Annotated in this window: 12 protein-coding genes; all 12 read left to right on the plus strand. The window is 61.9% G+C overall.

Annotated features, from left to right (window positions below; translation table 11 throughout):
• The first annotated feature begins 36 nt into the window (after positions 1-36).
• Entirely contained in the window at positions 37-546 is a 510-nt protein-coding gene (gene tssB, locus AC07V0_RS24430) for a type VI secretion system contractile sheath small subunit (protein WP_007894500.1), read from the plus strand.
• Positions 547-561: 15 nt separating this feature from the next.
• Positions 562-2,055, plus strand: a complete 1,494-nt coding sequence (gene tssC / locus AC07V0_RS24435; protein WP_018927417.1) for a type VI secretion system contractile sheath large subunit — start codon at positions 562-564, stop codon at positions 2,053-2,055.
• A gap of 86 nt (positions 2,056-2,141) precedes the next feature.
• Complete coding sequence (locus AC07V0_RS24440; protein ID WP_018927416.1) at positions 2,142-2,630, plus strand: Hcp family type VI secretion system effector; 489 nt, start codon at positions 2,142-2,144, stop codon at positions 2,628-2,630.
• Positions 2,631-2,712: 82 nt separating this feature from the next.
• Positions 2,713-3,165, plus strand: a complete 453-nt coding sequence (locus AC07V0_RS24445; protein ID WP_018927415.1) for a type VI secretion system amidase effector protein Tae4 — start codon at positions 2,713-2,715, stop codon at positions 3,163-3,165.
• Positions 3,165-3,590 (plus strand): hypothetical protein, encoded by a 426-nt coding sequence (locus AC07V0_RS24450; protein ID WP_018927414.1) that lies wholly within the window; start codon positions 3,165-3,167, stop codon positions 3,588-3,590. The genes AC07V0_RS24445 and AC07V0_RS24450 overlap by 1 nt, the downstream gene beginning before the upstream one ends.
• Entirely contained in the window at positions 3,584-4,096 is a 513-nt protein-coding gene (tssE, locus tag AC07V0_RS24455) for a type VI secretion system baseplate subunit TssE (RefSeq protein ID WP_018927413.1), read from the plus strand. Before AC07V0_RS24450 ends, tssE begins: the two co-directional genes overlap by 7 nt.
• On the plus strand, positions 4,093-5,952 hold the full coding sequence (gene tssF, locus AC07V0_RS24460) for a type VI secretion system baseplate subunit TssF (protein WP_018927412.1): 1,860 nt from the start codon (positions 4,093-4,095) through the stop codon (positions 5,950-5,952). Before tssE ends, tssF begins: the two co-directional genes overlap by 4 nt.
• Positions 5,916-6,968 carry a type VI secretion system baseplate subunit TssG gene (tssG, locus tag AC07V0_RS24465; RefSeq protein ID WP_086945203.1) on the plus strand — a complete coding sequence of 351 codons (1,053 nt, stop codon included), beginning with the start codon at positions 5,916-5,918 and terminating at the stop codon, positions 6,966-6,968. The genes tssF and tssG overlap by 37 nt, the downstream gene beginning before the upstream one ends.
• Positions 6,961-9,639 (plus strand): type VI secretion system ATPase TssH, encoded by a 2,679-nt coding sequence (gene tssH / locus AC07V0_RS24470; RefSeq protein ID WP_018927410.1) that lies wholly within the window; start codon positions 6,961-6,963, stop codon positions 9,637-9,639. Before tssG ends, tssH begins: the two co-directional genes overlap by 8 nt.
• Positions 9,640-9,687: 48 nt before the next feature.
• Entirely contained in the window at positions 9,688-11,625 is a 1,938-nt protein-coding gene (locus tag AC07V0_RS24475) for a type VI secretion system Vgr family protein (RefSeq protein ID WP_086945204.1), read from the plus strand.
• 18 nt (positions 11,626-11,643) lie between these two features.
• Entirely contained in the window at positions 11,644-12,078 is a 435-nt protein-coding gene (locus AC07V0_RS24480; RefSeq protein WP_086945205.1) for a DcrB-related protein, read from the plus strand.
• A gap of 12 nt (positions 12,079-12,090) precedes the next feature.
• Positions 12,091-13,319: DUF6531 domain-containing protein (locus AC07V0_RS24485; protein ID WP_492568620.1), on the plus strand; the 1,229-nt coding region annotated here is incomplete at its 3' end.

The following is a 13,319-nucleotide window of genomic DNA, read 5'->3' on the forward strand; positions in this document are numbered from 1 at the left end:
GCCAACACCGTCGCTTGAGCGACCAGGAGCAGCAACGTGGCGAAGCAAAGTTCTCAGAAATTCATCGCGCGCAACCGTGCGCCTCGAGTGCAGATCGAGTACGACGTCGAGCTTTACGGCGCCGAGAAAAAGGTCCAGTTGCCCTTCGTAATGGGCGTTATGGCTGACCTCGCCGGCAAGCCGGCCGAGCCTCTGGCACCTGTGGCCGATCGCAAGTTCCTTGAAGTGGATGTGGACAACTTCGACTCCCGCCTCAAGGCCATGCAGCCACGCGTTGCGTTCCACGTGCCCAACGAGCTGACCGGCGAAGGCAACCTGAGCCTGGACATCACCTTTGAAAGCATGGACGACTTCAGCCCGGCCGCCGTGGCGCGCAAGGTCGACTCGCTGAACAAACTGCTCGAAGCGCGCACTCAATTGGCCAACCTGCTGACCTACATGGACGGCAAGACCGGTGCCGAAGAAATCATCATGAAGGCCATCAAGGATCCGGCGCTGCTCCAGGCACTTGCCAGTGCGCCCAAGCCCGCCGAGCCTCAGGCTTAATCAGGACGAATGATCATGACCGATCCAGTACGCGCAAGCGCCCAGACACTGGGCACCACCGAAGAAGCCAGCGAGTTCGCCTCCCTGCTGCTGCAAGAATTCAAACCCAAGACCGAACGCGCCCGTGAAGCCGTCGAGACCGCCGTGCGCACCCTGGCCGAGCAGGCCCTGGCGCAGACCGACCTGGTGTCCAACGACGCCATCAAGTCGATCGAGTCGATCATCGCCGCCATCGACGCCAAGCTCACCGCCCAGGTCAACCAGGTCATCCATCACCCGGAGTTCCAGCAACTGGAAAGCGCCTGGCGTGGCTTGCACTACCTGGTCAACAATACCGAGAGCGACGAGCAGCTCAAGATCCGCGTGCTCAACATCTCCAAGACCGACCTGCACAAGACCCTGAAGAAATTCAAGGGCACCGCATGGGACCAGAGCCCGATCTTCAAAAAGATGTACGAAGAAGAATACGGCCAGTTCGGCGGCGAACCTTACGGCTGCCTGGTGGGCGATTACTACTTCGACCAGTCGCCGCCGGATGTCGAATTGCTGGGCGAACTGTCGAAAGTCTGCGCCGCCATGCACGCGCCATTCATTGCCGCCGCATCGCCGACCGTGATGGGCATGGGCTCGTGGCAGGAACTGTCGAACCCGCGCGATCTGACCAAAATCTTCACCACCCCGGAATATGCCGGCTGGCGCTCGCTGCGTGAATCGGAAGACTCGCGTTACATCGGCCTGACCATGCCGCGCTTCCTGGCACGCCTGCCGTACGGTGCCAAGACCGACCCGGTGGAAGCCTTCGCCTTCGAAGAAAACACCGACGGCGCCGACAGCTCCAAGTACACCTGGGCCAACGCCGCTTACGCGATGGCGGTGAACATCAACCGCTCGTTCAAACACTTTGGCTGGTGCTCGCGCATTCGTGGCGTGGAGTCTGGTGGTGAAGTGGAGAACCTGCCGGCGCACACCTTCCCGACCGACGACGGTGGCGTGGACATGAAGTGCCCGACCGAAATCGCCATTTCGGACCGCCGTGAAGCGGAACTGGCGAAGAACGGTTTCATGCCGCTGCTGCACAAGAAAAACACCGACTTCGCCGCGTTCATCGGCGCCCAGTCGCTGCAAAAGCCGGCCGAGTACGACGACCCGGATGCTACCGCCAACGCCAACCTGGCCGCGCGCCTGCCCTACCTGTTCGCCACCTGCCGTTTCGCCCATTACTTGAAGTGCATCGTGCGCGACAAGATCGGCTCCTTCAAAGAGAAGGACGAAATGCAGCGCTGGTTGCAGGACTGGATCCTCAACTACGTCGACGGTGACCCAGCGCACTCCACCGAAACCACCAAGGCCCAGCACCCATTGGCGGCGGCCGAAGTGATTGTCGAAGAGGTGGAAGGCAACCCGGGGTATTACAACTCCCGGTTCTACCTGCGCCCGCACTATCAGCTCGAAGGTCTGACTGTGTCACTGCGCCTGGTATCCAAGCTGCCTTCGGCCAAAGGCGCGTAACACCGCCCTTGATGTGATCGTCCCCACGCTCAGCGTGGGAACGATCAGAAAAACACAACGTGGTAGACACCACACAGGGAGAGAACATGGCTGTTGATATTTTCATCAAGATCGGCGACATCAAGGGCGAGTCCATGGACAAGGCCCACAAGGACGAAATCGACGTCTTGAACTGGAGCTGGGGCATGTCTCAGTCCGGCAATATGCACGTGGGCGGCGGCGGCGGAGCCGGCAAGGTGAACGTCCAGGACCTGTCGCTGACCAAGTACGTCGACAAGGCTACACCCAACCTGATGATGCACTGCGCCAGCGGCAAGCACATCGACAAGGTCAAGCTGACCGTGCGCAAGGCCGGCGGCGAAAGCCAGGTCGAGTACATGATCATCAACCTGGAAGAAGTGCTGATCAGTTCCCTGAGCACCGGCGGCTCGGGCAGCGATGATCGTCTGACTGAAAACGTCACCCTGAACTTCGCCAAGGTGCTGGTGGACTACCAGCCGCAAAAAGCCGACGGCACCAAGGAAGGCGGGCCGATCAAGTTCGGCTGGAACATCCGCCAGAACGTCAAGGTGTAATCGAACGTGCCCCCGTCGTTATGCGCCGGGGGCATTTTGGTGCTTGCTCGAATCCAATCCTTTCCCATCCGGTGTCTGAGTCATGGCCAAGCCTTCGTTTGTCAATTTGTGGAAAGCCTATTCCGACCTTCTGGTTACGTATCCTGACGCCAAGCCCTGTGAGGGCCCTTGGGAAAACCAGTGTGCTATCCGCATGAGCGCGACACTCAATGCAGAGCTGACCATCAAGGTCAACAAATCCACCTATACCGAACCCAAGTGTGCACATGAGCACGCCCGGGGTGCCGAGTCGCTGGCGAACTGGTTGTGGAAGCATCATCTGGGGCGGCCAACCATTCTGGGTAACAGCGCCGAGGAGCGTCGCACGTTGATGGGCAAGACCGGGCTTATCTTCTTCAAGGACTGTTTCCAGCAGTCAGGGGAGTCGGCGGACAATCGTACTGGCGATCATATTGATCTATGGAATCGGGGCCTGACCCAAACCGGCGACCTCTTTTACAGGTCCAGAGCTGTCTGGTTCTGGGAGCTCGCATAATGAAAAATCACCGGCTCGCCATGTGCCTGGCGATAAGCCTGACCAGCCTGAGCGCATGCGCCGAACATGCCCAGATGCCAACAACCCAGGCCGTCTTTGTTGGGCAGCAACTCAGCCTGATTAACGACCAGGGTCAATGCACGCTGGTCAAACCCGACCAGAGTCGCATGAAGCTGGACATGGAATGGCCTTGCAGCTTCAGCCTGAATAAACAACAGCAACTGCGCGTAGAAACGTTCAACAACATCCCGATATTTTCGGTCTGGCGCAGCGAGCACATGCCTGCGCCCAGCCGCGACTGCCTCAGCAAAATGCAGGCTATCCGCCAGATCCCGGGAGGGCTGGAGGCGGGAGCGGTCAACACGTTTGCGTCCTGCGGCACGGGAGGGGACCAAAAAATGTATGTAGCGCCATTTACGTGGTAACCGACATCGCCACCCGCGATCGCCTGCAACCGTCCCTGCTGGATCGGTTGACCGACGACGACCCAGGCAACCTCAAGGAAAGCGCCGACAAGCGCGTGCTGTCCCTGACCCAACTCAAAGCCTCGGTGCTGCGGGACCTGGCGTGGCTGCTCAACACCACGTCATTGCTCAGCGCCGATGCGACGCTGCACACACCGGCCGGCACTTCGGTGGTCAACTTCGGGCTGCCAGCCCTGGCCGGCAACAGTGCATCGAACGTCGATATCGCGGCGCTTGAAGCACTGATCCACCAGGCCATCGCCACGTTCGAGCCGCGAATTCTGCGCCATACCCTGCGCGTGCGGGCCCGGGCATCCGCCGAGATGAATCACAACGCCCTGAGTTTCGAGATCGAAGGCGATCTCTGGGCGCAGCCAGTGCCGCTGCGCCTGATGCTGCAAACCGACCTGGACCTGGAATCCGGCCATGTGCGAGTGGTCAACGCCGACCAGCGGAGACACTCATGAACCCGCGCCTGCTGGAACTGTACAACCAGGAATTGCACCACGTACGCGAAAGCGCGGCGGAGTTCGCCCAGGAATACCCGAAAATCGCCAGTCGGCTGACGTTGTCCGGCATGGACTGCGCCGATCCGTACGTCGAGCGCTTGCTGGAAGGGTTCGCCTACCTGACGGCGCGGGTACAGCTCAAGCTCGATGCCGAATACCCGACCTTCACCCACAACCTGCTGGAAATCGCGTACCCCCATTACCTGGCGCCGACACCGTCGATGACCGTGGTGCAATTTCAGGCAGACCCCGATGAAGGCTCACTGAGCAGCGGCTTCCCGTTGCCCCGGGATACGGTTCTGCGCGCAGCCCTGGGTCGCGAAAGCCAAACCTGCTGTGAGTACCGCACCGCCCATGCGGTGACGTTGTGGCCATTGCAGGTCAGCCAGGCCGAGTACTTCGGCAACCCGTCCGCCGTGCTCGGGCGCCTGGCCGCCAGCGCCCCCAAGGCCAAGGCTGGCCTGCGCCTGACCCTGCGCACCGGTGCCGAACTGCCTTTCAACAGTCTGGCCCTGGACAACCTGCCGTTGTACCTCAACGGCGCCGACGAACAACCCTTTCGCCTCTACGAACAGTTGCTGGGTAACGCCTGCGCCGTCTTCGCCCGTCAGCCCGGCGGCGATTGGGTAGAACGCCTGCCCCAGGATGCACTGCGCTCCGTGGGGTTCGACGATACCGACGCCGCGCTGCCCGTGGTGTCGCGAGCCTTCCAGGGCTATCGCCTGTTGCAGGAATACTTCGCCCTGCCCCGCCGCTTTCTGTTTGTCGACTTCACCGGGTTGAGCCGGGCGGTCAAACGCTGCCAGGGCCAGGAGCTGGAATTGATCGTGCTGTTCGACCGTCACGATCCGAGCCTGGAAGGCAGTGTCGGTGCCGCGCAGTTCCTGCCGTTCTGCACCCCGGCAATCAACTTGTTTCCCAAGCGCCTGGATCGCATCCACTTGTCGGAACGGGTGAATGAACACCATGTGATCGCCGACCGTACCCGGCCGATGGATTTCGAGATTCATTCCCTGACCGCCCTCACCGGCCATGGCACCGGGTCGGAACAGCCTTTTTTGCCGTTCTACGCCGTCCGCGATCCGTCTCGCTACGGCCGCGATCAGGCGTATTACACGGTGCGGCGCGAACCCCGCATGCTCTCCAGCGGCCAGCGGCGCAACGGCCCACGTTCGACTTACATCGGCAGCGAAACCTTCGTCAGTCTGGTGGACAGCCAGCAGGCGCCCTATCGTCACGACCTGCGCCAATTGGGCGTAACGGCGTTATGCACCAACCGCGACCTGCCCCTGTTCATGAGCGTGGGCAACAACAAGACCGACTTCACCCTGGCCGACAGCGCACCGGTAGCGGCGGTACGCTGCGTGGCCGGCCCGAGCCGCCCACGCGCCAGCCATGCCCACGACGCCAAGGCCTGGCGGTTGATCAGCCAGCTTTCGCTCAATTACTTGTCCCTCAGCGAGCAAGGCCAGGGCGCCGCCGCCCTGCGCGAGCTGCTGCGCCTGTATGGCGACGACAACGATGCAGCCTTGCAATTGCAGATCGAAGGCCTGCGCGAAGTCAGCAGCAAGGCCTGCACCCGACGTTTGCCAATGCCGGGCCCGATCGTGTTTGGCCGCGGCCTGGAGATCACCCTGGAATTCGATGAGAACGCGTTTCGTGGCACGGGCGTCTTTTTGCTCGGTGCAGTGTTCGAGCGCTTCCTGGCACGTTACGTGTCGATCAACAGTTTTACCGAGACGGTGATCCGTACCACCGAGCGCGGCGAGATCATGCGATGGAAAGCCAAACCCGGACGTCGTCCGACCCTGTGAATACCCTGGACGCGATGCACCAGGAGCCCTGGGAATACGACTTCTTCCAGGCATTACGGCGCATCGAGTGCGAATCGCCTGAGCTTCCGCGCCTGGGTCATTCGTTGCGCCTGGCCGATGACCCCTTGCGCCTTGGGCAGCAAGCCGATTGCACCTTCGCTCCGGCGACCCTGGCCTCGGTACAGCCGGGCATCGACGGTTCGCCGGCACGTCTGGAACAATTCTTTTTTGGCCTCGGCGGCCCCAACGGCCCGTTGCCGTTGCACCTCACCGAATATGTGCGTGAACGCCAGCGCAACAACGCCGACAGCACCAGCAAACGCTTTCTGGATGTATTCCACCATCGCCTGCTGAGCCTGTTTTACCGGGCCTGGGCCGAAGCGCGACCGACAGTCAGCCATGATCGCCCGGACGATGACTACTGGTCGGCACGTCTGGCAGCGCTGAGCGGTCGAGGCATGCCGAGCCTGCTCAAACAAGGCCTGATACCCGACACGGCGAAGCTGCATTACAGCGGTCATCTGTCGGCACAAACCCGCTATCCCGACGGTTTGAAGGCAATCATCAGCGAGTACTTCGGCCTGCCGGTGGAGATCGAAGAGTACGTCGGCCAATGGCTGGTGCTGCCGGAGCGCAGCCGCGTGGGCGTCAGCGCCCATCAATTGGGCGTGGATTTTTGCCTGGGCCGCTGCGTCTGGGATCGCCAGCACAAATTCCGCATTCGCCTGGGGCCGCTCAAGCTGGACGACTACATGAGCATGTTGCCCGGCAGCCCATCCTTCAATGAGCTGGTGGCCTGGGTGGCCGAATACCTGGGCCATGAACTGGACTGGGATCTGAACCTGGTTCTGAAACAGCCCGAAGTGCCGACGCTGCAACTCAATGGCCGCTTCCGCCTGGGGTTCAATACCTGGGTGGGCAAGCCCGCAAAAGATGCCAAGGACTTAATACTGGCCCGGCATTACGCCGAGCAAGCCAACACCTCACAGATCTCAAGGAGCCAAGAGCATGGGTGAAATCAGTCGCGCCGCGTTGTTCGGCAAACTCAACAGCGTGGCCTACAAAGCCATCGAAGCCGCCACCGTGTTCTGCAAGTTGCGCGGTAACCCTTATGTGGAACTGGCCCACTGGTTTCATCAGTTGCTGCAATTGCAGGATTCGGACCTGCACCGCCTCATCCGCCAGTTCAATATCGAGCCGGCGCGCCTGGCCCGGGACCTGACCGACGCCCTGGACCGTTTGCCACGAGGCTCGACGTCAATCACTGACTTGTCTTCCCATGTGGAAGAAGCCGTGGAGCGTGGCTGGGTCTACGGCAGCCTGATGTTCGGCGAAAGCCAGGTGCGTACCGGTTATCTGGTGCTGGGCATCCTCAAGACCCCAAGCCTGCGCCATGGATTACTGGGACTGTCGGCAGAGTTCGACAAGATCAAGGTCGAGGCCCTGAGCGAGCGTTTTGACGAGTACGTCGGCGACTCGCCGGAAAATGCACTCAGCGCCAGCGATGGTTTCAACGCCGGCAGCGTGCCCGGTGAAGCCAGTGGCGCCATGGCCCCAAGTGCCATGGGCAAGCAGGAAGCGCTCAAGCGTTTTACCGTCGACCTCACCGAACAAGCGCGCAGTGGCAAGCTTGACCCGATCGTCGGCCGTGACGAAGAGATCCGCCAATTGGTAGACATCCTCATGCGTCGTCGGCAGAACAACCCGATTCTGACCGGTGAAGCCGGCGTCGGTAAAACCGCCGTGGTCGAAGGTTTTGCCCTGCGCATCGTCGCCGGTGACGTACCGCCGGCGCTCAAGGATGTGGAACTGCGCAGCCTGGACGTCGGCCTGCTACAGGCCGGCGCGAGCATGAAAGGTGAATTCGAACAGCGCCTGCGCCAAGTCATCGAAGACGTCCAGGCCTCACCAAAACCGATCATCCTGTTTATCGACGAAGCCCACACCCTGGTAGGTGCCGGTGGCGCCGCCGGCACCGGGGACGCTGCCAACCTGCTCAAGCCGGCCCTGGCCCGGGGCACCCTGCGCACCGTGGCCGCCACGACCTGGGCCGAGTACAAAAAGCATATCGAAAAAGACCCGGCCCTGACCCGCCGCTTCCAGGTGGTGCAAGTGGCCGAGCCGTCGGAAGACAAGGCGCTGTTGATGATGCGCGGCGTGGCCTCGACCATGGAAAAACACCATCAGGTGCAGATCCTCGACGAAGCCCTGGAAGCCTCGGTCAAACTGTCCCATCGCTACATCCCCGCGCGCCAGCTGCCGGACAAATCCGTGAGCCTGCTGGACACCGCCTGCGCCCGCGTTGCCATCAGCCTGCACGCCGTGCCGGCCGAAGTGGACGACAGCCGTCGGCGCATCGAGGCGTTGGAAACCGAGCTGCAGATCATCGCCCGCGAGCACGCCATCGGCATCGTCATCGGCGCCCGCCAAACCCAAAGTGAAAACCTGCTGAGTGCCGAACGCGAACGCCTCGCCGAGCTGGAAAGTCGCTGGGCCGAAGAGAAAACCCTGGTAGACGAATTGCTCGCCACCCGCGCCACCCTGCGTGAACGCGTCGGCGTGGTGGACAGCGAGGACGGCAGCGAGACCAGCCACGCCTTGCGCGAAAAACTGGTGGACCTGCAACAGCGTCTCAGCGCCCTGCAAGGCGAAACCCCGTTGATTCTGCCGACGGTCGATTACCAGGCCGTGGCCTCGGTGGTCGCCGACTGGACCGGGATTCCGGTGGGCCGCATGGCCCGTAACGAACTGGAAACCGTGCTCAACCTCGACCTGCACCTGAAAAAACGCATCATCGGCCAGGACCACGCCTTGCAGATGATCGCCAAACGCATCCAGACCTCCCGCGCCGGCCTCGACAACCCGAGCAAGCCGATCGGGGTATTCATGCTCGCCGGCACCTCCGGCGTGGGCAAGACCGAAACCGCCCTGGCCCTGGCCGAAGCCATGTACGGCGGCGAGCAAAACGTCATCACCATCAACATGAGTGAATTCCAGGAAGCTCACACGGTGTCCACCCTCAAGGGCGCGCCACCGGGCTACATCGGCTATGGCGAAGGCGGCGTGCTGACCGAAGCCGTGCGGCGCAAACCCTACAGCGTGGTGCTGCTGGACGAGGTGGAAAAGGCTCACCCGGATGTGCACGAGATCTTCTTCCAGGTCTTCGACAAAGGTGTGATGGAGGACGGCGAAGGCCGGGTGATCGACTTCAAGAACACCTTGATTCTGCTGACCACCAACGCTGGCACCGAGCTGATTGCCCAGGTCTGCAAAGACCCGCAAAACGTGCCGGAGCCCGAAGAAATCGCCAAGGCCCTGCGCCAACCACTGCTGGAGATTTTCCCGCCGGCCTTGCTGGGCCGCCTGGTGACCATTCCGTACTACCCGCTCAGCGACGAGATGCTCAAGGCCATCACCCGCCTGCAACTCAACCGCATCAAGAAGCGCGTGGAGAACACCCACAAGGTGGCCTTCGATTACGACGACGCGGTGATCGACCTGATCGTCTCCCGTTGCACCGAAACCGAAAGCGGCGGGCGGATGATCGACACCATTCTGACCAACAGCCTGCTACCGGACATGAGCCGCGAGTTCCTCACCCGCATGCTCGAAGGCAAAGCGCTGGCAGGGGTGCGGATCAGCGCCCGGGACAACGAATTGCACTACGACTTCAGCGACGCCGCCTAAGCGGCCCTCCTCCGTAGGAAGGAACCGAGCAGTGACAAGGGATAACTGATGCTATTCAAGCAACTCTCACGCCTGGCAAAGATCACCAGCCCCCTGGGGCCGGATGTGCTGTTGCTCAAGGACATGGGCGGAGACGAAGAATTGGGGCGGCTGTTCAACTATGAGTTGCAGCTGCACTCGCTGGACAACGCCATCGACCTCAACCAGTTGCTCGGCAAACCCATGTGCCTGAGCCTGCAACTGGACGGCGGTGGCGAGCGTCATTTCCATGGCATCGTTGCCCGTTGCAGCCAGAACGTCGACCAGGGCCAGTTCGCCAGTTACCAGGTCACGCTGCGGCCCTGGCTATGGCTGTTGACCCGCACGTCCGATTGCCGGATTTTCCAGAACCTGACCATCCCGCAGATCATCAAGCAGGTGTTTCGTGACCTGGGTTTCTCGGATTTCGAAGATACCCTGAGCCGGCCCTATCGCGAGTGGGAATACTGCGTGCAGTATCGCGAAACCAGCTTCGACTTCGTCAGCCGCCTGATGGAACAGGAAGGAATCTACTACTTCTTCCGCCATGAACAGGGTCGTCATGTGCTGGTGCTGGCCGATGCCTACGGCGCCCATGCCAACGTGCCCGGCTATGCCTCGGTGCCCTACTACCCCAAGAATGAGCAGCAGCGCGAACGCGATCACATCTACGATTGGCACCTGGCCCAGCAAGTCCAGCCGGGCTCGCTGGAACTCAACGACTATGACTTCCAGCGCCCTGGCGCGCGGATTGACGTGCGCTCGGCCATGCCCCGTCCGCACACCGCCGGCGATTATCCGCTGTACGACTACCCCGGCACCTATGTGCAAAGCGAAGACGGCGAACACTACGCACGTACCCGTATCGAAGCCTTGCAGACCCTGCACGAACAGGTCGAGCTGGCCGGCAACGCCCGAGGCCTGGGGTCGGGTCATTTGTTCAGCCTCACCGGCTTCAGCCGCCAGGACCAGAACCGCGAATACCTGATCGTCGGCGCCCGCTACCACATTGACCAGGAAAGCCTGGAAACCAGCGGTGGCGCGGCCTCGGCGCAGTTCGAAAGCAGCCTGACCTGCATTGATGCACAACAAAGCTATCGCCCCCTGCCCAACACCCACCGCCCAATCGTCAAAGGCCCGCAGACCGCACTGGTGGTCGGCCCCAAGGGCGAGGAAATCTGGACCGACCAGTTCGGCCGGGTGAAAGTGCATTTCTATTGGGACCGTCACGACCAATCCAACGAAAACAGCTCGTGCTGGATTCGCGTGTCGCAATCCTGGGCCGGAAAAAACTGGGGCTCGATGCAAATCCCACGAATCGGCCAGGAAGTCATCGTCAGCTTCCTCGAAGGCGACCCGGATCGGCCGATCATCACCGGCCGCGTCTACAACGCCGAACAGACCGTGCCCTACGACTTGCCGGAAAACGCTACCCAGAGCGGCATGAAAAGCCGTTCGAGCAAGGGCGGCTCGCCGGCCAATTTCAACGAAATTCGCATGGAAGACAAAAAAGGCGCCGAGCAGTTGTACATCCATGCCGAGCGCAATCAGGACATCGTGGTCGAGGTGGATGAAAGCCACTCGGTGGGCCACGACCGCAACAAAAGCATCGGGCATAACGAGACGGTGACCATCGGCAACAACCGGCTGCGCATCGTCAAGCAGGAAGACATTCTGTCGGTGGGCCAGCGCAAGACCGACAGCATCAGCCAGAGCTACGTCATCGAAGTGGGCGAAAACCTGCGGCTGGTATGCGGCGAAAGCATCCTGGAGCTCAATGCCAGCGGCCAGATCAACCTGACCGGCGTGCAAATAAGCTTCTATGCCAGCGGTGACGCCGAGATCAACACCGGCGGCGTGCTGCACCTGAACAACGGCGGCGGCCCTGGCGCCACGCCTGACGGCCAGGGCGTCAAGGCCAGCATCGACGCCAATATCAATGCCGCATTCCCCAAGCCCAAGGGCTAACCACGAGATTCAAGCGCCATGACTTACCGCATCAATGAGTTCCAGTTCCAGCTGCCGGCAGGCGAGCTGCAAGACGCGACGATCAACATCCTCAAGTTCCCCGAACTGGGCACCTCGCTGATTGTCAGCCGCAGCTTGCTGGCCGAGGGCGAAACCCTGCAAAGCAACTTCGACGACCAGCTCAAGCGCCTGGAAAAACAAGTGCAGGACTTGCGTTTTCAACCGGGCGTCGCCGTGCGCCTGGGCGCCAGCCATGAGGTCGAAGGCATCGAGTTGCGCAGCCAGTTCAACAAGGGCAACGACAAAGTCTTCCAATATCAGTTGGCGCTGGTATTGCCCGGCACCCGCAAAATGCTCGCCCTGAGCTACGTGAAGGCGGAAAAACTCGGCGATGCCGAAGCCGCGCATTGGGCAACCATCAAGAGTTCGCTGTTGTTCGACGTTCCGGCCTGATGAGCACCCTGCATGTCTGACGCACTCTGGGCCGCCCGCCTGGGCGATGCACTCGACCACACCTCAATGATGGCCGACATCCTCGGCGGCGTGCTGGAGGTGGCGGCCAATATCGCGATCACCGCGGTGGCGACGGCTGCCGTGGTGGCGGCCACGGGCATCACCGTTGCCACCGGCGGCCTCGGTTGCTTTCTGCTCGGCGCGGTGGTGGGCACCATCGTCGGCCTTGCCATGAGCAAGACCGGGGCCGACAAGGGCCTGAGCAACCTGTGCGAGAGCTTCAGCAATGCGCTGTTTCCGCCCACGGTGCAGGCGACGATTCTCACCGGTTCCACCAACACCCTGACCAACAACATGCCCGCCGCCCGGGCCGCCGGGGCGATTCCGTCCCATGTTGCGCCGGCCGGCACCGAGCTGGAGGCACCCGAGCCCGAAGCCGAGCCCAGCTATCTGGACATCGCCGAGAGCTTCTTCTCGCAGATGTGGCGCCCCACCGTCGCCACCCCGGCGCCCGGCGCAGTGCCCAAGCCACTGGACCTGCTCGTCTGCATGAAGCATCCGCCGATGCCGCCGCAGTTCATGGCCGAGGGCTCGGACAAGGTCACCATCAACGGCCAGCCTGCCGTGCGCAGCGGCGACCGCAGCACCTGCGACGCCAAGGTCGTATCGTCCGGGCTGATTTCCTCCAACGTGACCATTGGCGGCGGCTCGGTGGTGGTACGCGAGATCCGCAGCGGCAAGACCCCGGGCGTGGGCCTGGCGGTCACCGCGTTGCTGATGCTCAAGGGCGGCAAGGGAAAATTCTTCAGCAAATTGCCGTGCATGCTGATCGGTGGCGCGACGTCGATGGCCGTCAGCAGCGCCATGGGCGCGATGGCCAACGCCGCCATGGGCTCGTCGAACCCGGTGCATGCTGCGACCGGGGCCAAGGTGCTGGGAGGCGAGGAAGAGCTGGACTTCGTGCTGCCCGGTGTCTTGCCGATCGATTGGCAGCGCTTCTACAACAGCCGCGACGAGCGACGCGACGGGTTGTTCGGGGCGGGTTGGAGCGTGTCCTACGAGGTGTGCGTTGAAATCCTGCCTCACCCGGAGGGCGGGGAAACGCTGGTGTACACCGATGAACAGGGCCGGCGCATCGATATGGGCTCGATTCCTCTGGGCGGTGCGGTGTTCAGTGCCGGTGAAGGGCTGAGTGTCCGGCGCCACGTTAATGGGCAGCTGTTGATAGAAAGCGACAGCGG

Source organism: Pseudomonas sp. GW821-FHT01E10 (assembly GCF_059422365.1).